The 17,386-nt window shown below is 71.5% G+C and carries 18 protein-coding genes; 5 read left to right on the forward strand and 13 right to left on the reverse strand.

Features of this window, described 5'->3' with window-relative positions; translation table 11 throughout:
* Window positions 1-58: 58 nt before the first annotated feature.
* Together ACFUO4_RS15755 and ACFUO4_RS15760 are read right to left on the reverse strand one after the other, a co-directional pair.
* Entirely contained in the window at window positions 59-889 is an 831-nt protein-coding gene (locus ACFUO4_RS15755) for a hypothetical protein (RefSeq protein WP_383484613.1), read from the reverse strand.
* A 58-nt stretch (window positions 890-947) separates the two neighbouring features.
* On the reverse strand, window positions 948-1,307 hold the full coding sequence (locus tag ACFUO4_RS15760) for an arsenate reductase family protein (protein WP_383484616.1): 360 nt from the start codon (window positions 1,305-1,307) through the stop codon (window positions 948-950).
* 152 nt (window positions 1,308-1,459) lie between these two features.
* On the opposite strand from ACFUO4_RS15760, the gene ACFUO4_RS15765 reads away from it, so the two are divergent.
* Window positions 1,460-1,768 (forward strand): hypothetical protein, encoded by a 309-nt coding sequence (locus tag ACFUO4_RS15765; RefSeq protein WP_383484619.1) that lies wholly within the window; start codon window positions 1,460-1,462, stop codon window positions 1,766-1,768.
* A 75-nt stretch (window positions 1,769-1,843) separates the two neighbouring features.
* Here the strand turns inward: ACFUO4_RS15765 and ACFUO4_RS15770 are convergent, their stop codons facing one another.
* On the reverse strand, window positions 1,844-3,016 hold the full coding sequence (locus tag ACFUO4_RS15770; RefSeq protein WP_383484622.1) for a winged helix DNA-binding domain-containing protein: 1,173 nt from the start codon (window positions 3,014-3,016) through the stop codon (window positions 1,844-1,846).
* A gap of 229 nt (window positions 3,017-3,245) precedes the next feature.
* On the opposite strand from ACFUO4_RS15770, the gene ACFUO4_RS15775 reads away from it, so the two are divergent.
* On the forward strand, window positions 3,246-4,640 hold the full coding sequence (locus tag ACFUO4_RS15775; RefSeq protein WP_383484624.1) for a DUF2252 domain-containing protein: 1,395 nt from the start codon (window positions 3,246-3,248) through the stop codon (window positions 4,638-4,640).
* Between the two features lie 148 nt (window positions 4,641-4,788).
* Here the strand turns inward: ACFUO4_RS15775 and ACFUO4_RS15780 are convergent, their stop codons facing one another.
* Window positions 4,789-6,399, reverse strand: a complete 1,611-nt coding sequence (locus ACFUO4_RS15780; RefSeq protein ID WP_383484627.1) for an alpha/beta fold hydrolase — start codon at window positions 6,397-6,399, stop codon at window positions 4,789-4,791.
* 194 nt (window positions 6,400-6,593) lie between these two features.
* Between ACFUO4_RS15780 and ACFUO4_RS15785 the strand changes: the two genes are divergently transcribed.
* A complete protein-coding gene (locus tag ACFUO4_RS15785) occupies window positions 6,594-6,881 on the forward strand; it encodes a hypothetical protein (protein WP_383484630.1) in 288 nt (95 codons plus the stop codon).
* A 31-nt stretch (window positions 6,882-6,912) separates the two neighbouring features.
* Here ACFUO4_RS15785 and ACFUO4_RS15790 read toward each other — a convergent pair whose 3' ends face one another.
* The 5 genes from ACFUO4_RS15790 to glnA form a co-directional block, all read right to left on the reverse strand.
* Window positions 6,913-7,497 (reverse strand): hypothetical protein, encoded by a 585-nt coding sequence (locus ACFUO4_RS15790; protein WP_383484633.1) that lies wholly within the window; start codon window positions 7,495-7,497, stop codon window positions 6,913-6,915.
* Window positions 7,498-7,500: 3 nt separating this feature from the next.
* Window positions 7,501-8,424, reverse strand: coding sequence for a zinc metalloprotease HtpX (gene htpX, locus ACFUO4_RS15795; RefSeq protein WP_383484636.1), 924 nt, complete (start codon window positions 8,422-8,424; stop codon window positions 7,501-7,503).
* A 90-nt stretch (window positions 8,425-8,514) separates the two neighbouring features.
* Window positions 8,515-9,960 carry a hypothetical protein gene (locus ACFUO4_RS15800; RefSeq protein ID WP_383485723.1) on the reverse strand — a complete coding sequence of 482 codons (1,446 nt, stop codon included), beginning with the start codon at window positions 9,958-9,960 and terminating at the stop codon, window positions 8,515-8,517.
* Window positions 9,961-10,045: 85 nt separating this feature from the next.
* On the reverse strand, window positions 10,046-10,303 hold the full coding sequence (locus tag ACFUO4_RS15805) for a hypothetical protein (RefSeq protein ID WP_383484639.1): 258 nt from the start codon (window positions 10,301-10,303) through the stop codon (window positions 10,046-10,048).
* 111 nt (window positions 10,304-10,414) lie between these two features.
* A complete protein-coding gene (gene glnA, locus ACFUO4_RS15810) occupies window positions 10,415-11,824 on the reverse strand; it encodes a type I glutamate--ammonia ligase (RefSeq protein WP_059191344.1) in 1,410 nt (469 codons plus the stop codon).
* Between the two features lie 199 nt (window positions 11,825-12,023).
* Here glnA and ACFUO4_RS15815 point away from each other — a divergent pair, with 199 nt between their 5' ends.
* Window positions 12,024-12,494 (forward strand): RDD family protein, encoded by a 471-nt coding sequence (locus tag ACFUO4_RS15815; protein ID WP_383484642.1) that lies wholly within the window; start codon window positions 12,024-12,026, stop codon window positions 12,492-12,494.
* A gap of 81 nt (window positions 12,495-12,575) precedes the next feature.
* Here the strand turns inward: ACFUO4_RS15815 and ACFUO4_RS15820 are convergent, their stop codons facing one another.
* The 4 genes from ACFUO4_RS15820 to lipB form a co-directional block, all read right to left on the reverse strand.
* Window positions 12,576-13,277: a DUF4191 domain-containing protein gene (locus ACFUO4_RS15820; RefSeq protein ID WP_079312872.1), complete on the reverse strand. Its 702-nt coding sequence runs from the start codon at window positions 13,275-13,277 to the stop codon at window positions 12,576-12,578.
* Between the two features lie 62 nt (window positions 13,278-13,339).
* Entirely contained in the window at window positions 13,340-13,540 is a 201-nt protein-coding gene (locus ACFUO4_RS15825) for a hypothetical protein (protein WP_079312874.1), read from the reverse strand.
* 279 nt (window positions 13,541-13,819) lie between these two features.
* Window positions 13,820-14,785, reverse strand: a complete 966-nt coding sequence (gene lipA, locus ACFUO4_RS15830; RefSeq protein WP_079312876.1) for a lipoyl synthase — start codon at window positions 14,783-14,785, stop codon at window positions 13,820-13,822.
* Window positions 14,786-14,894: 109 nt separating this feature from the next.
* Complete coding sequence (lipB, locus tag ACFUO4_RS15835; RefSeq protein WP_079312878.1) at window positions 14,895-15,692, reverse strand: lipoyl(octanoyl) transferase LipB; 798 nt, start codon at window positions 15,690-15,692, stop codon at window positions 14,895-14,897.
* A gap of 224 nt (window positions 15,693-15,916) precedes the next feature.
* Here lipB and ACFUO4_RS15840 point away from each other — a divergent pair, with 224 nt between their 5' ends.
* Window positions 15,917-17,350, forward strand: a complete 1,434-nt coding sequence (locus ACFUO4_RS15840) for a regulator (RefSeq protein WP_079312880.1) — start codon at window positions 15,917-15,919, stop codon at window positions 17,348-17,350.
* Window positions 17,351-17,386 lie beyond the last annotated feature (36 nt).

The raw sequence follows: 17,386 nt of genomic DNA on the forward strand, positions 1-17,386 counted from the left end.
GTACGAGATACCGAACGAGGTTACTCAGCAGTTACAGGAGTCACCGAAGTAACGTACGTCACACCGAGTCCGGGTCCTCGTACGCGACGACGTTGTCGTCGGCGTACCGGAGAAGGTCCTCGGTCTGCTCGGTGAGCGTGGCCTCGTCCTGCTCCGAGCCGTCGCCCCACTGCCCGTTAGCGAACACGACGGACCGCACGGTCATCAGCCGCCGGAACACCCCGGCCGAGCCGGGCGGCACCGTCGGCAGCCCGGCCCCAGGCGGCGGATCGAGCGACACGACCTGATAGGTCACCGGGTCCATCGAGGCCATCGCGAACACCGACGAGGCGTCCTCGACGCGCCGGAAGCTCAGCACGGTCACCGTCACCTGCGAGCGCCGGTCGGAGTCGGTGAACAGCGCGGCGGTCAGCCGCTCGCACCCCTGGCCCTGCTCGATGAGTGCGGCCAGCTCCGGTGCCATGCCCTCGGCGCAGTCGGAGGTGGTGGCCAGGTCGACCCGCTCGTACCGGGAACCGTCGGACAGGCGCACGCTCTTCGCCGGGAAGGCCTGCTCCGGGCGGATGATCGGCCGGGAGAGCAACGAGGGCAGAGCGGACGGGGCGTCGGAGGGGAGGGAGACCGCGACGGACGGTACGGCCGGGGACGGCGCGATGGCGGACGGGGCGGTCGAGGACGAGGCGGCGGCCGCCGCGCCGTCCCCGCCGCCGTCCGTGTACAGCACGGCGCCCGCGGTGATCGCCGCGACCAGCACGAAACCCGTCCCCGCGGCCACCGCCCGCCGGGTGCGCCGGCGCCGGCGTATCCGCTCCTGTTCGATCACCCACTGGGTGTACGGGTCCGGGGCTCCGTGGGCCGCGTACGGCATTCCTTGATCACCGAAGGTCATGGCGGCGGAGGGTAACAGCGCGAAGGCCCTGAACTCCCGCCGCCGGACAAGCGGTTACCTACCGGGACAAGGCGTCCCGGACGGCCTCCTCGCTGCGGGCGACCACCGCCGTGCCGTCGTCCGCCGTGATGATCGGCCGCTGGATCAGCTTGGGGTGCTCGGCGAGCGCCTTGACCCACCGGTCCCGTGAAGTCTCGTCCCGGGCCCACTCCTTGAGCCCGAGCTCCTTGGCGACGGCCTCCTGGGTGCGGGTGATGTCCCACGGCTCGAGGCCGAGCCGGTCGAGCACGGCCCTGATCTCGTCCTCGCTCGGCACGTCCTCCAGATAGCGGCGGACGGTGTAGTCGGCCCCCTCGGCGTCGAGCAGGCTGAGCGCGCTGCGGCACTTGGAACAGGCCGGGTTGATCCAGATCTCCATGGGGTCAAAGGTACCCCTGAGGTCCCCTGAAAGCCCCTGTGGCCAGGGCCTTTTGTCAGTGCCGGGCGGTACACTAGAAGAAGTGTTCGAGGGTGTTGGGGGGCTGCCGAACCCCCCGTTTCCGACCCCCTCACCGCGACAGGAGGATGCCTGTGCCCGCTGCCGCTCTGAAGCCGTTGCCCACCCAGTCGACCGTCCAGCACCCGGTGTTGCTCGACCTGCCGTACACCCCCGTGGAGAAGCGCCCGCTGCCGCCGGGACGGCCACGCGAGTGGTACATCACGCACAACCGCCGCCTGAAGGCGATGCGGCTCGCCATCGCCCTGCTCGACTCGGGCGTCTACCTGCCGAACCAGGCGCGCAACGAGAAGATACGGAGCACGGCGGAGATGATCGGCGTACACCCGCCGTCGGACACGACGTGCCACATGGTGCGGGCGCTGATGCGTTACGCGCGGTGAGCCGTGGGGTGCCGGGTGCCGTGTCCCGCACGGCACCCGGCACCCGCCGCTCCCGGCCCCGCCGCGCCCGCGGCCCTACCCCGCCAACTCCCGCTCCAGCGGCGTCCGGAAGCGGGGTGTCACCCGGGTCGCCCCCACCCACCCGCGCAGCCGCTCCGCCTCCGCGGCGATGGCCGCCTTCGCCTCCCGCCCGACCCCGTCCTCGTCCAGCAGCCGCCAGACGATCTCGCCGTCGGGCCGCTGGGCCCAGCCGCCCACCACCCGGCCGTCCCACCACACGGTGGGTCCGACATTGCCGCTCCTGTCGAACAGCAGGGGCCGCAGACCGGGCGCGAGGAACCAGTCCCGCTGCTGCCAGCCCATGGCGGTCGGATCGAGAGCGGGCAGCAGAGCGGCCCAGGGCCGGTCGCCCCCCTCCACGGGCTCGGCGTCCCCCTGCGCCACATACCCGGTGCCCTCGTCGAGCGCCACGGCCTCCGCACCGGTCGCCGCCAGCGCCCGCCGGACGTCCGTCACCTTCCAGCCGGTCCACCACCTGAGGTCGTCCTCCGTGGCCGGTCCGCACGCCGTGAGCCAGTGCCGGAGCAGGGACGCCTGGGCCTCGGCCACGTCGAGTTCGGGATGCGGGGGAGCGGCCGCCCACCGGAACTGGCTCGAGGTCCAGGACCCCAGCGGCCGCCCCCGCACGACCTTCCCCTCCACCCCCAGCACCCTCAGCAGCCGGGTCGAGACGGTGTGGACACCCTCGTAGCTCTTCCCGGCGGCGTACACGAACTGCTCCCGCAACCGCGGCTCGTCCTGGGCGAGTTCGGCCGCGGTCGCCTGTCCGCGCCGCTCCAGCGCGGCCAGCGTGGCCGCCTCGACGTCCGCCAGCCAGACGGCGTCCGGCGCCCCCGCCCGGGCCATGTCCTTGACCAGAGAGGCCCGCTCACGCCCCGCCACGACCAGTCCGGTGGAGGCGTGCACGACCGCGGTCAGCTCCGCGGGGAACACGAACACCGTGTGCCGCATGCCGTGCATCCGCACCAGGGTCCGGTCCTCGTACAGCGCGCGCCCGGTCTCCTCGACGGTCTTGCCGGCGTCCGCCAGCCGGGCCCCGACGGCCAGGTACACGGTCGCCGGATCGGTGCCGTGCAGTGCGACGAGAGCCTCGGCGACCTCCTCGGGCCGCCCTGCTCGCGCACCCTCCGTCAGCCGGTGCCGCACGCCCAGCCGCTCCCGCCGCTCCGCCACCCCGATGTACCGCATCCGACCTGCCCTCCGCCCGCACACCACCGACGCCCCCATCCTGCCGAACCCCACTGACAACCGACCCCGGCCGCCTTGCCGCCGACGTCACTCCCCACCCCCGTCACCCGATCGCCGTACTCCACATGCGCCCGCCCCCCTCGCACGCTTCCCTGCGATCAGGAGGTGTCCGACACCAGGGACCAGCCGGCACGGCGAAATCGGGAGGCGCGATGCAGAGGCACGGCGGATGAGCGCCCCCGGCACCCCCGGAGCCCCGGGCGCCCCCGGCGTGGCCGGAACCTCCGCCGGCCCCGGCGACCGCGCGGCCCAAGGACGATCCGCCCGCAAACGCGTCCCCCGCTCCGCCCACGCCACCTGGAACCCCTCCCTCGACCGCCCCGACCCCGTCGCCGTCCTGGAACGGCAGGGCCGGGACCGCCTCCCGGAACTCCTGCCGATCAGATACGGCAGGATGTCGGCCTCCCCGTTCGCCTTCCTGCGCGGCGCCGCCGCCGTGATGGCCGCCGACCTCGCGTCCCAGCCCCACACCGGCCTCACCGTGCAGCTCTGCGGCGACGCCCACCTCCTCAACTTCGGCCTCTACGCCTCCCCGGAACGCACCCTCCTCTTCGACCTCAACGACTTCGACGAGACGTTCCCCGGTCCCTTCGAATGGGACGTCAAACGCCTCGCCGCGAGCGTCGTCGTGGCCGCCCGCGAGAACGGCCACAGCGAGGCCAAGGCACACCGGGCGGCCGTGGAGGCGACCGCCGCGTACCGCACGTCGATGCGCCGGCTCTCCCGGCTCGGGGAACTCGAGGTCTGGTACGAGCGCCTGGACGCCGACACCCTGCTCCCGCTCGTCCGCTCCACCCGCCACCGCCGCCGCGCCCAGTCGACCCTCACCCGGGCCCGCCGCCGCACCAGCCTCCAGGCCCTCGGCAAGCTGACCGAGGTCGTCGACGGGCGCCGCCGGATCATCCAGGACCCACCGCTCCTCGAACCGGCCGGCGTCCCCGACACGGCCGCCCTGCGCAAGATCTTCAGCGACTACCGCTCCACCCTCTCCGAGGAACGCCGTCTCCTCCTGGACCGCTACCGCTTCGTCGACGCCGCCCGCAAGGTCGTCGGCGTCGGCAGCGTCGGCACCCGCTGCTTCATCGTGCTGCTCGCCGGCCGGGACGCGGACGACCCGCTGTTCCTCCAGATCAAGGAGGCCCGGAAGTCCGTACTGGAGGAGCATCTGCCGAGCGGCCCGTACGACCACCCCGGGCACCGGGTCGTCGCCGGCCAGCGACTGCTCCAGGCCGCGAGCGACATCTTCCTGGGCTGGATGAGCGGACCGCAGGGGCGCGCCTACTACTGGCGGCAGCTGCGCGACATGAAGGGTTCGGCGGAGGTCGCCGGGATGAGCCCCGCGGAGCTCACCACGTACGCCCGCCTGTGCGGCACCGCCCTGGCCCGCGCCCACGCGCGTTCCGGCGACCGCATCGCCATCGCCGCCTACCTGGGCGGCGGGGACACCTTCGACCACGCGATCGCCGAGTTCGCCCGCTCCTACGCCGTCCAGACCACCACGGACCACACCACCCTGGGCGCCGCGATCGCCGCGGGCGTGGTGACGGCGGCACCGGAGGTGTGACCGCGGTCTCGGCGGCCCGTCCACCGACGGGAGCCGGGCGCACGCGTTCACGGCGGTTTCCCAGCGCAGGCCGTGGCGGCGCGGATGCTCCGGGGGAGCCGCGGATCGGTTGACGCAGGGGGGCCGGCCGGGCCGTGCGGGATGCTTCTCAGGCGTACCGCTCCAGCAACCCGCCCACATAAGCCTCCAGTCGCCCGCCCAGCACCTCCGGCGTCAGATCGCTCCGCCCCAGCTCGCGCCACGGCCCCGCCAGCTTCGCGGCGTCGGGGGCGTAACCGAGGGCGTCGAGCAGCCGCCAGTACAAGTGGTCGGCCCCGTCGGCGAGTTGCCGCCCGCCCCGCGCCTCGTACCGCTCCCGGAACGCCAGCCCGTGCTCCGGCCCGTGCAGCAGCGCGAGCGCCGTCGAGCAGTGCGCCACGTCCAGGTCGGCCGGCCCCCACGAGGTCTCCACCCAGTCGACGACCCCGCTGATCCGGCCCTCGGCGAAGAGCACGTTCCCCGGGTGGAAGTCCCGGTGCAGGAAGACCCCTTCGTACGCCGGCGGCTCGCGCCGGATGACATCCACGGCCCGCTCCCACATCGCGCCCTCCGGTACCCGCACCCGCTCGGGGGACGTCCACGCCTGATACGCCCGCGGCCGTTCCTCCGGTACGACCGCATGGACACGGGCGAGTTGTCCCGCCAGCAGGTCGAGGCGTCGTACGAGATCCTCCTCATCCTCCTCGTCCACCCGCACCCGGCCGGGCAGCCGGGTCATCAACAGGCTGGGATGATCGGCGAGTTCGGCGGTGGCGTCCACGGCGAGCAGTCCGGGCGCCGGGACGCCGTCCGCTCCGGCGAGCAGCGTGAGGATCGCCGCCTCGCGCGCGAGGAGCCCGGGTGCGTGGTGGCGGAAGAAGGGCTTCACGAAGGACCGCAGCACCAGCTCGGTGCCGTCGTCGAGGGTGAGTCCGCGCATCTGCGAGCTCCAACCGCCCGCCAGGAAACGGGTCGCGGCGACCCTGCGGCCCTCGGGGAGCTGCTCGGCCAGCCAGGCGCGGGTCGCGGTCCAGCCGTCGACCAGCAGCGCGTCGGCGAACTTCCGCAGGTCGTCCGGGTGATCGTGGAACCAGACCCCCAACCGGTGTCCGGCGTCCGGGAATTCGAGGCGGGTGAACCGCGACCGCGCGGCCAGCGCGTCCTGCACGGCCTCGGTCACCGCGGCCGGGATCACCGGATCGTGCCGCGGCACCGCCAGCACCGCCCGGCCCTCGTACGCCCGCAGCGTGTCGAGCGCGGGTGCCCCGCGCCAGCTGTCCGGGGTACGGATGATCTCGCTGAACCGCCCGTCGCCGTCCCCGAAGGGCACGTCCCACGCCTCGGCCGCGTACACCGCGGGCGAGCACAGGCCGAGCGCCGACACCCGCCGCCCGTAGTGCCGCAGAAGATCCGCGACCGTCTGCCCGCTCATGCTGAACCCGGCCAGGATCAGCGGACCGTCGGCCGGGACGCGCGCGTCGATCACCGCGGCGGCCTGCTCGAAGCGGCGGCGCAGGCTCAACTCGCCCAGCTCGCCGCTGCTTTCACCATGCCCGGAGAAGTCCAGGGCGAGCACACCGCAGCCCCGGCCGGCGAACTCCTCCAGCACCGGCGTCAGCCGCTCCGTGCTGCCGTTTCCGGCCCCGTGCAGTACGACGGCGGTGGCCCGCCCCGGACCACCGCCGCGCTGTACCCCGTTGAGCCGTTCGCCGTCATGACCGAGGGTGAAGGAGGAGAGCATGCCCTCATTCGATCACCCGCTGCCCCGTCGGCCGACTCCGGGCCGCGGGAAAAGGAGATGCACGCCGAGTTACGGACTCCCTACGCTGGACACCCGTTGCGGAGCCGTCACCTCTGCTTTCCGCAGGGCGGGCGTCACTCTGCGCGTTCGGCACTACTCTGCTGCACACCCACCCACGCACACGGAGGCCACCGATGGGCACCATCGTCATGGCCGGGACCGCAGTTCTGGTCGTCTTAGGATTCGGGAACCACCTCTACTGGCTCGCCGCCGTCGCCGTGCTGTTCCTGTACATGCAGTACGGGCGCGGGACGTCCGCCACCTCGTCCCGGGGCGGCGGCTCGTCGTCCGGCGGCGGGATGATGCCCAGCGACTACCGCGCCTACCGCGACCGCCGGGACAAGCAGGCCAAGTGGGAGCGCCGCTACCGTCGCGAGCGCCCCTTCGAGTCCCGCCGTCAGGAGCGCGAGAAGAGCAAGTGAGACCCGTACGGGTAACCCCTGGTCGGTGAGGTCACAGACCGGGGGCGCCCCACACCGGGAACCAGCGGCTCAGATCCTGTTCGAGCCGTAGATCGTCCGCGAGCGCGGCCTTCACCCGCAGCTCCAGCGCGTTGTCGCGCCGCTGCCCGCCGTCGGGCAGCGGCGCGAACGGGTAGAACGTGCCGCGCTTGTAGAGGTAGACCAGCGCGAGCGTGCGGCCCGCGTCGTCCCGGAAGCCCGCGAGCGAGCACAGCAGCTGCGGGCCGAAGCCGTTGACCTCCATCGAGGAGTTCACCGCGTGCAGATCGTTGACCAGCAGATGCAGCTGGTCGGGCGCGCGCTGTGACACCAGCCAGGAGTAGCCGTAGTCGTCCCGCCGCAGCTCGACCGGAGGGCCCTCGCGGTCGGTGTCCGCGTCCAGCAGCGCCTGCACCTCGCGGTGCGTCTGCTCGAACGCCGCGCCCTCGACGGTCGCGAAGCACACCGCACCGCTCCCGGACGGGGTGAACCCCACCGCGGCCTCCAACGTCACGGCCGCCGACGGCAGGGCGAAGAGCCGGTCGAGATCGGGCGCGACCGGCTTGGTGCGCCCGAGCAGGATGTCCAGCAGCCCCATCCGTTACTCCGGCTTCCCCGGGCGGGCCGCCTCGCCCAACTCGGCGGAGATCCGCCCCAGTTGATCGAGGCGCTGTTCCAGGGTCGGGTGGGTGGAGAAGTACCGCTCGATGCCGGGCTCCTTGCCGGTGGCCGGGGTGAAGTAGAAGGCGTTGAAGGCCTGCGCGGTCCGCAGGTCCTTGGTCGGGATCCGGGCGATGTCCCCGGACACCTTGGTCAGCGCGGAGGCGAGGGCCGAGGGCCGCCCCGTCAGCTGCGCCGCGGCCCGGTCGGCGGCCAGCTCCCGGTACCGGGACAGGGCCCTGATGAGCAGGAAGCTCAGCGCGTACACGGCCGCCGAGACGCCCATGACGGCGGCGAAGATCACGGCGGTGTTCTGGTCCTTCCGCCCGCCGAAGACCTGCGAGTAGAACGCGAACCGGACGATGAGCCCGGCGATGACCCCCAGGAACGAGGCAACCGTGATCACGGCGACGTCCTTGTGCGCCACATGCGACAGCTCGTGCGCGAGGACACCCTCCAGCTCGTCCTTCTCCAGCCGTCGCAGCAGCCCGTCCGTCACGCACACCACGGCGTGCTCGGGGTTGCGCCCGGTGGCGAACGCGTTGGGCATGTCCATGTGAGAGACGGCGACGACGGGCTTGGGCATGTCCGCGATGGCGCACAGCCGGTCGACGACCCCGTGCAGCTCGGGATACTCCTCCCGCTCCACGACCCGGCCCCGCATCGCGAACAGCGCGACCCGGTCGGAGAACCAGTACTGCGCCCCGAGCATCGCGGCGATCACGACCACGACCAGCACCCAGGACTTCAGCAGGACGATCAGCGCGCCCACGAAGACGACGTACAACAGCCCGAGCAGGAACAGCGTGACCGTCATCCGCACGGTCAGGCGCCGGTCGCTCCGGAAGCGGCTCTGCATCTGCATCACCCCGCAGTCAGGCACTCGTCCCGACTCCCAGTGTGCACCCGGCCCCACCATGAAGCGGTCGCGATCAGCCCTGGGACGGGCAAAGGCTCAAGCCGGAAGCCCCGCTTCCCACTTGCGCCGCTTCAGCACGTGGTCACTGAACAGCTCCCGACTCCGGTCCAGCAGCTCACCCACCTCGACCACCCCGTGGGGCACGTCCTCGGTCGGGTGCCAGCGCTGCACGGCCTGCCGGGCCGCGTGCCGCAGTGTGTCGTCCGGGTCGTCGATGAGCGCGACCGCGGCCCGCAGCCGTGCGAGACCGCTGTGCTCGTGAAGCAGCCGGAAGGCGGAGACCCGCACCGCCCGAGATCGTCCCGGCTCGAGCCGCCCCAGCAGCCACTCGTCGTCCAACGACCGCGCCGAGAGCACCAGCTCCCTCGTCGCCTCGCGCACCACCCCGGCGTCGGGATCGTCGAGCAGCGCCGTGAACCGCGCCACGTCCGTCACGTCCAGACTGCGCAGCCCCGCCACGGCCCGCGCCCGTACCGCCGCCACCGGGTGCGAGGTCAGCGCCCACAACACGGCCGCGTCCCCGCGCTCCCCGCACTCCGCGAGTCCGCTGACGACCCCCGGCGACACCTCCGCACCGGCACACCGCTCCCGGTACCAGGCCGCCGGATCACCCCCGTACTGCCGCACTACATACCGCGCACAGGCCCGCACCCGCCCCGCCCGGTCCCCGAGAAACCCAGCGGCCCGCTCGGGCATCCCGGCCCGCCGCAACGCGGTGACCCCGGCGGCCCGCGCCCGCGGATTGCGCGCGCCGAGCAGCGGTTCCAGTACGTCGTCCCGCGCCCCCTCCTGCGCCACGGCGGCCAGCGCGGCATCGGCGCACAGATCCTGTACGACGGTGTCGTCGTCGAGCGCGGCGGCACGGGCGAGCTCGGCGGGGGAGAGCAGACGGCTGCCGATGACGAGACGGTGGGCGTAGCGGCGTACGGCACGGTCGGTGTGCCGGCACAGCGGGTCGAGGACCTCGCGGGGCGCGGCGCCCAGCAGCGCGGTGGCCAGTTCGGCGGCGAAGCCGCCCCGCCCGCGGTGCCCCATGCGCAGGATCAGCGGTGCCAGCCGGGCCGCGCCCGCGGCGTCCAGCAGCTCCGCCAGCCGCTCCCGGGCACGCTCACGCACCTGGGGAACCCAGTCGGCACAGCGCACGACCACCAGCGGTAGCAGCGCCGGGTGCTCGCCGACCCGCTCCAGCGCGGACTGCCGGACCCGGCCGTCCCGGTGACACAGGCCGAGCGCCAGCTGCGACTCGGTGAGCCGGACGCCCCGGGGCAGCAGTCGCCGCTCCCGGCCCAGCACCTTCACGAGCAGCCGGCCGCTGTCGGTCCGCTCCCACGCGGACGTCCCCAAGCGCTCGCCCGGCGCCCGGGTCAGCGCCCGTGCCCCGGCGTCCAGCGCGGTCCAGCCGGCCGGGTCGGTCGTGTCGAACGCCTCCCGCAGGGAAGCCCCCTCCGCGAGCCGCACCGCCGCCGCGATCCCGTCCTCGATCTCCACACCCCTGCCCCTCCATGTCCGGCGAGCGTAAGCGACCGAACCGCGCAGGGGCGCGCGATTTACCTGCTCAGCGCCGCGCTCAGTACGGCGCCCGGAACCCGCTGTACCCCAGCAGCACGATGACGACCGCCACGATGCCGAACACGAGCGCCGCCGAGGCCCAGCCCGAGCGGGGGCGGGAGACGCCCTCCGGGTCGGCGCGGAACGGCTGGGGCTCCGGGGGGTTGTCCTTCCAGCGGGCGGCCAGCATCCGGGCCCTCGCCGAGGGCTCCTTGAGCTCGGCGGCGTCGGCCCAGCGGATGTCGAACTCCCGCTCCTCGTCGTCCCGTTCGGACATGTCCGTGACCCCCGTCAGCTTTCTTCGAACAGTAGTGCCCGAAACCATACGACGACGCCCCCATCCCCGGAAAACGGGGGTGGGGGCGCCGTCGTACGGACTACGCGTCGATCACACGTCGAAGTACAGCTCGAACTCGTGCGGGTGCGGACGCAGCTGCAGCGGAGCGATCTCGTTCGCGCGCTTGAAGTCGATCCACGTCTCGATCAGGTCGGACGTGAAGACGTCACCGGCGAGCAGGAACTCGTGGTCGCGCTCGAGGGAGTCGAGAACGGCCGGGAGCGAGGTCGGGACCTGCGCCACGCTCGCGTGCTCCTCGGGAGCCAGCTCGTAGAGGTCCTTGTCGATCGGCTCGGCCGGCTCGATCTTGTTCTTGATGCCGTCCAGGCCCGCGAGCAGCAGCGCCGAGAACGCCAGGTACGGGTTGCCGGAGGAGTCGGGCGCACGGAACTCGACGCGCTTGGCCTTCGGGTTGGAGCCCGTGATCGGGATACGCATGGCCGCGGAGCGGTTGCGCTGCGAGTACACCAGGTTGATCGGCGCCTCGAAGCCCGGCACCAGACGGTGGTACGAGTTCACCGTCGGGTTGGTGAAGGCGAGCAGCGACGGGGCGTGCTTGAGGATGCCGCCGATGTAGTAGCGGGCGGTGTCCGACAGGCCCGCGTAACCGGCCTCGTCGTAGAAGAGGGGCTGGCCGCCGGCCCACAGGGACTGGTGGACGTGCATGCCCGAGCCGTTGTCACCGAAGATCGGCTTCGGCATGAACGTCGCGGTCTTGCCGTTCTTCCAGGCCACGTTCTTCACGATGTACTTGAAGAGCTGGAGGTCGTCGGCCGCGGCGAGCAGCGTGTTGAACTTGTAGTTGATCTCGGCCTGGCCGGCGGTGCCCACCTCGTGGTGCTGGCGCTCGACCTGGAGGCCGGAGGCGGCGAGCTGGAGGGAGATCTCGGCGCGCAGGTCGGCGAAGTGGTCGACCGGCGGGGTCGGGAAGTAGCCGCCCTTGTAGCGGACCTTGTAACCACGGTTGTTCTCGACCGCACCGGTGTTCCAGGCGCCGGCCTCGGAGTCGATGTGGTAGAAGCTCTCGTTCGCCGAGGTGGCGAAACGGACGCTGTCGAAGACGTAGAACTCGGCCTCGGGACCGAAGTACGCGGTGTCGGCGATGCCGGTCGACGCGAGGTAGGCCTCGGCCTTCTTCGCCACGTTGCGCGGGTCACGGGAGTACTGCTCGCCCGTGATCGGGTCGTGGATGAAGAAGTTGATGTTCAGCGTCTTGTCACGGCGGAAGGGGTCGACCCGGGCGGTCGACAGGTCCGCGCGCAGCGCCATGTCGGACTCGTGGATGGCCTGGAAACCGCGGATCGACGAACCGTCGAACGCGAGCTCCTCGTCCGGGTCGAACGCCTCGACGGGCAGCGTGAAGTGCTGCATGACGCCCGGCAGGTCGCAGAATCGGACGTCGACGAACTTGACGTCCTCGTCCGCGATGAACTTCTTGGCCTCGTCGGCGTTCTGGAACATCCAGCTCCTCCTACTCCCGACGGTTCCGTGCCGGGGTGGTAGTTCGTTCGTGCGGCCAGTGCGGTGGCACACGCTGTGCCCGACCCTAGGGACGCGTGATTTCTCAGGCGTGACCCATTTGTTTCGCACAAGTTAACCGGATGCCTTCCGATCCACCCCACCTGTCCGTATCCCGAAACGCGGGCAGTACCGTGGACGCGTGGACAAGAGGGAAGCAATCGGATCGTGGCTCTCCGGCCCCCGTGCGGCCGCCGAGGAAGCCGGTGTGGACTTCGGATACCGCGGTCAGCAGCTGGGGCTGCCCGAGGAGGGGCCGGGCTCCATCGCCCGGCCGGGTCGGCGCCTGGGCGCCCTGGCCGTGGACTGGGGGATGAGCGTGTTGATTGCATCCCAATTGATCACTCAGGGCTACGAGACCCCGGCGACCTCGAACTGGGCGCTCCTGGTCTTCTTCGTGATGAGCGTCCTGACCGTCGGCACCATCGGCTTCACGCCGGGCAAGCGGCTCTTCGGCCTCCGGGTCGTCGAGGTGACCACCGGCCAGGTCAAGCCGCTGCGCGCCCTGCTGCGCTGCGTCCTGCTGTGCCTGGCGGTCCCGGCCCTGATCTGGGACCGCGACGGCCGCGGCCTGCACGACCGGCTGGCGGGCACGGTCGAGGTGCGGATCTGATTCCCGTTCTTCTACGGCTTCTTCTACGACGAAGAGGGCGCCCGGAGTGATCCGGGCGCCCTCTTTCGCGTACGACGTCGATCAGCGCGCCTTCGGGCCGCCCTTCGGCAGCTTCATGCCCTTCGGCATGGGCCCCTTCGGGAGCGGCATGTTGCTCATCAGGTCGCCCATCGCCCGCAGCCGGTCGTTGGTGGCGGTCACCTGGGGGCCGGTCAGCACGCGCGGCAGCTTGAGCATCGAGGTGCGCAGCTTCTTGAGCGGGATCTGGTCCTCGCCCGTGCCCACGATGAGGTCGTGCACCGGCACGTCCGCGACGATGCGGTTCATCTTCTTCTTCTCGGCGGCCAGCAGGGTCTTCACCCGGTTCGGGTTGCCCTCCGCGACGAGCACGATGCCGGCCTTGCCGACGGCCCGGTGCACCACGTCCTGGCTGCGGTTCATCGCCACCGCGGGGGTCGTCGTCCAGCCCCGGCCGATGTTGTCGAGGACGGCCGCGGCGGCGCCCGGCTGGCCCTCCATCTGCCCGAACGCGGCCCGCTCGGCCCGGCGCCCGAACACGATCGCCGTCCCGAGGAAGGCGAGCAGGAGGCCCAGGATGCCGAGGTAGATCGGGTGACCGATCAGGAAACCGAACGCGAGAAAGACACCGAGGATGAGGAGGAAGACGCCCGCGAGCACCAGGCCGATCTTCTTGTCGGCCCTGCGGGTCATCTTGTACGTCAGGGCGATCTGCTTCAGACGCCCGGGGTTTGCGGCATCCGCCGCGCTGTCACTTCTCGCCATGGCACGAAGTCTACGTGGCCCCGGGAGCGCCGACGACGGCAGTCTCCCGACAGCCGTCGGCGTCACGGACGGGAGGCGAGCGCCTTCTCCAGGACCTGCTGGGCCTCGACCCGGTCCTTGGCGCGGCGGCGGTCCTCCAGGACGGACGTCCAGGCGTTGCGGCGGGCGGTGCGCTGGCCGCTGCTCATGAGCAGCGACTCGACGGCACGGAGTGCATCGGTGAACGACGGGATGGCGGTGGCGCGTACGGGCGCGGCCTGCATGATGGAGGTCCCCCCTCAGGGATTGCGGCTCTGGTGAGTGGTGCACGGGCTGTACAACCAGGGTTACTGATTGGTGTTACCAGGGCGTGACCGACCGGTCAAACACCAATGAAGCCTTGATATGCGGCCCGAAAACGCTGACGCGGCCCTGATGAGGCCCCCATCTGCGGGGACATCCAGGACCGCGCCAATCGGCCACTACCGTGCGGTAGTTGCTTGTGCTCGGATTCACACGGAGTGAGTGGCACTCCGTGCCATCCAGTTGTTCTCCAGTGCGGCTCAGACGGCCTGCGAGGCGACGAACGAACCACGCTTCTCGACGGCCATCTGGTAGAGCCGGCCGGCCCGGTACGAGGACCGGACGAGCGGGCCCGACATGACACCCGAGAAGCCGATCTGCTCGGCCTCCTCCTTCAGCTCCACGAACTCGTGGGGCTTGACCCAGCGCTCCACGGGGTGGTGGCGCACGGAGGGCCGCAGGTACTGCGTGATGGTGACGAGCTCGCAGCCGGCGTCGTGCAGCTGCTGGAGCGCCTCGCTGACCTCCTCGCGGGTCTCGCCCATGCCGAGGATCAGGTTGGACTTGGTGACCAGGCCGAAGTCGCGGGCCTCGGTGATGACCTTCAGGGAGCGCTCGTAGCGGAAGCCGGGGCGGATGCGCTTGAAGATCCGCGGGACCGTCTCGACGTTGTGCGCGAAGACCTCGGGACGCGACTCGAAGACCTCCCGCAGCAGCTCCGGTACGGCGTTGAAGTCGGGGGCGAGCAGCTCGACCTTGGTGTGGCCGCCCTCGCGCTCCGCGGTCTGCTGGTGGATCTGGCGCACGGTCTCGGCGTACAGCCAGGCGCCGCCGTCCTCCAGGTCGTCGCGGGCGACGCCGGTGATGGTGGCGTAGTTCAGGTCCATGGTGACCACGGACTCGCCGACGCGGCGCGGCTCGTCGCGGTCGAGGGCCTCGGGCTTGCCGGTGTCGATCTGGCAGAAGTCACAGCGCCGGGTGCACTGGTCGCCGCCGATGAGGAAGGTCGCCTCGCGGTCCTCCCAGCACTCGTAGATGTTGGGACAGCCGGCTTCCTGGCAGACCGTGTGCAGCCCCTCGCTCTTCACGAGCTTCTGCATGGCCGTGTACTCGGGACCCATTTTCGCCCGGGTCTTGATCCACTCGGGCTTGCGCTCGATGGGGGTCTGGGCGTTCCGGACCTCCAGGCGCAGCATCTTGCGTCCGTCGGGTGTGACTGCGGACACATCGGCTCCCTGTAGCTTCGATTCTTCGGCGTACACCAGGGTACGCCCGTGTTTTGTACGGCCCTACAGCAGAGGCCAACCTCAGGACTCCGGGGGCCATTCCCCACCCTCAGGCGGTCGCCCGTTCGATCTCGCGAGGCTTCAGCTCCGCGTTCTCCAGCACGTCCCGCAGATGTCGCTCCACCACCGGCAGCACCTCGTCGATCGTCACGTCCCGGCCCAGCTCGTTCGCCAGGGAAGCGACGCCGGCGTCGCGAATGCCGCACGGGATGATCCGGTCGAACCACCGGTTGTCGGGGTTCACGTTCAGCGCGAAGCCATGCATCGTGACGCCCTTGGCGACCCGGATGCCGATCGCCGCGATCTTGCGGTCCTCGCGCCGCTGCCCGGCGTTGGACGGGGCGTACTCGGGCCCGTTCATCCGCGGGTCGAACTCGTCGTCGGTCAGCCGGGGGTCGAAGTCCAGCGACAGGCCGCCGAGCGAGGGGCGCTGCTCGACCGGGTCGCCGAGCACCCACACCCCGCTGCGCCCCTCTACCCGGCTGGTCTCCAGGCCGAACTCCGCGCAGGTGCGGATCAGGGCCTCCTCGAGACGTCGTACGTGCGCCACGACGTCCACCGGACGCGGCAGTTTCTGGATCGGGTAGCCCACCAGCTGGCCGGGACCGTGCCAGGTGATCTTGCCGCCGCGGTCCACGTCGACGACCGGCGTGCCGTCGAGCGGGCGTTCGTTGTCGGCCGTGCGCCGGCCGGCCGTGTAGACCGGCGGGTGTTCGAGCAGCAGGACGGTGTCGGGGACCTCGTCCGCGAACCGCGCCGCGTGCACCCGGCGCTGCTCGTCCCACGCCTCCTGGTACTCGACGGCGTCCGCGCCGAACCCCATACGGACGAACCGCAACTCACTCACGGCAAGCGCCTCCCTAGCACGACCGGCTGTCGTAAGGCACGAAACGTGCCTACGCCACTGTACGACTCGCCGTCGCGCGTCAGCCGTGCGGTCAATCCTCACACGATCGGATGAACGAACGTGGAAGTGTGCGATCGTCTGCTCACTCTCCGCTACATTCACGCCGTCCTATAGAGGCCAAAAGGGCTGCTCACCGGCAATCCGGGCAGGAGACACCACCGCAGATGACGGAACGACCCGCGCAGCGCACTCCCAACCGCCAGCTCGCCGCGCTCATCGCAGAAGCGGGGTTCTCCAACGCGGGACTCGCCCGTCGAGTGGACCAGCTCGGTCTGGAACACGGGCTTGATCTGAGATACGACAAGACATCGGTCACCCGGTGGCTGCGCGGCCAGCAGCCCCGCGGCACCACCCCCGCCCTCATCGCCGAGGTCTTCACCCGCCGCCTCGGTCGGCGCCTCAGCGCCCAGGACCTCGGTCTCGACGCCTGCGCGCCGGTCTACGCGGGCCTGGAGTTCGCGGCCACCCCCGAGGAGGCCGTCGACATCGTCAGCGGGCTGTGGCGCAAGGACTCCGGCAGCCACGCCGAGCTGCGCAAGATCGCCTTCACCCCGGCGGGCCTCGTCGTCCCCAGCCGCGACTGGCTGATCGGCCGGGCCGACGACAAGGTCGCCCGCGGTGAACCCCCGGCGCGCGTCCCCGCCCAGGGCCGCCCCGCCGTGCCCCGGCAGCGCGGCGCGGAACGCGGCCCCGGCCAGAAGGTCACGGGCGGCGACATCGCCGCGCTCCGCTCGGTCGGCGAGCTCTTCCGCTCCCTCGACAACATGTACGGCGGCGGCCACGCCCGCCAGGCCCTCGTGCGCTACCTGGAGCACGAGTGCGAGCCGATGCTGCGCGGCACCTACGGCGAGCAGACCGGCCGCCGGCTGTTCGCGGCCGCCGCCGATCTGACCAGGCTCGCGGGCTGGACGTCGTACGACATCGCGGCGCACGGGCTCGCGCAGCGGTACTTCGTGCAGTCGCTGCGGCTCGCGCAGGCCGCGGGGGACCGGGCGTACGGGTCGTACGTGCTGATCACGATGAGCCGGCAGGCCGTCTATCTCGGGCACGGGCGCGAGGCGGTGCAGCTGGCGCGGGTCGCCCAGCAGGGACTCGGGACCAACGCCCCGCCGGTCGTGCAGGCGCTGCTGCACGCCGTCGAGGCGCGTGGGCACGGCGTGCTCGGCGAGGTGCGCAACTGCACCGGCGCGCTCGTCCGTGCCGAGCGCGCTCTGGAGGCGGCCCGGCCCGGTGACGAAGTCCCTTACTGGGCCCGCTTCTTCGACGAGGCGCAGCTCGCCGACGAGTTCGGGCACGCGCACCGCGACCTCCAGCAGTTCCGCGCGGCGGCGCAGCACGCTGAGCGCTCGCTTCAGCTGCGGGCGCCTGCTTATGCCCGTAGTCGGCTTTTCTGCCGGGTGGTCCTTGCCTCCGCTCGTCTTGGCCTCGGTGAACTCGATCAGGCCTGCGCGCTGGGGGCGGAGGCCGCGAATGCCGCCGCCGAGATGCGGTCGGTGCGGGCGATCGAGTATGTGAGGGACTTCGAGCGGAGGCTGGAGCCGTACAAGGATGCCGCGCCGGTGAGGGGGTATCGGGACAAGGTGGCTGCGCTTGGGTAGTCGGCTGCGGGCTCGTTGTGGCTGGTCGCGCAGTTC

It is taken from the genome of Streptomyces sp. NPDC057280 (assembly GCF_042668605.1).
GTDB lineage: Bacteria > Actinomycetota > Actinomycetes > Streptomycetales > Streptomycetaceae > Streptomyces.

Excerpts from the sequence above, each read along its gene's own strand:
- ACFUO4_RS15790 (WP_383484633.1), bottom strand. The coding sequence starts at position 7,497 with ATGGGGCTGCTGGACATCCTGCTCGGGCGCACCAAGCCGGTCGCGCCC.
- ACFUO4_RS15770 (WP_383484622.1), bottom strand. The coding sequence starts at position 3,016 with ATGCGGTACATCGGGGTGGCGGAGCGGCGGGAGCGGCTGGGCGTGCGG.
- ACFUO4_RS15825 (WP_079312874.1), bottom strand. The coding sequence starts at position 13,540 with ATGCAGGCCGCGCCCGTACGCGCCACCGCCATCCCGTCGTTCACCGAT.
- ACFUO4_RS15755 (WP_383484613.1), bottom strand. The coding sequence starts at position 889 with ATGACCTTCGGTGATCAAGGAATGCCGTACGCGGCCCACGGAGCCCCG.
- ACFUO4_RS15805 (WP_383484639.1), bottom strand. The coding sequence starts at position 10,303 with ATGTCCGAACGGGACGACGAGGAGCGGGAGTTCGACATCCGCTGGGCC.
- ACFUO4_RS15785 (WP_383484630.1), top strand. The coding sequence starts at position 6,594 with ATGGGCACCATCGTCATGGCCGGGACCGCAGTTCTGGTCGTCTTAGGA.
- htpX (WP_383484636.1), bottom strand. The coding sequence starts at position 8,424 with ATGCAGATGCAGAGCCGCTTCCGGAGCGACCGGCGCCTGACCGTGCGG.
- ACFUO4_RS15820 (WP_079312872.1), bottom strand. The coding sequence starts at position 13,277 with ATGGCGAGAAGTGACAGCGCGGCGGATGCCGCAAACCCCGGGCGTCTG.
- ACFUO4_RS15760 (WP_383484616.1), bottom strand. The coding sequence starts at position 1,307 with ATGGAGATCTGGATCAACCCGGCCTGTTCCAAGTGCCGCAGCGCGCTC.
- ACFUO4_RS15775 (WP_383484624.1), top strand. The coding sequence starts at position 3,246 with ATGAGCGCCCCCGGCACCCCCGGAGCCCCGGGCGCCCCCGGCGTGGCC.
- ACFUO4_RS15780 (WP_383484627.1), bottom strand. The coding sequence starts at position 6,399 with ATGCTCTCCTCCTTCACCCTCGGTCATGACGGCGAACGGCTCAACGGG.
- ACFUO4_RS15840 (WP_079312880.1), top strand. The coding sequence starts at position 15,917 with ATGACGGAACGACCCGCGCAGCGCACTCCCAACCGCCAGCTCGCCGCG.
- glnA (WP_059191344.1), bottom strand. The coding sequence starts at position 11,824 with ATGTTCCAGAACGCCGACGAGGCCAAGAAGTTCATCGCGGACGAGGAC.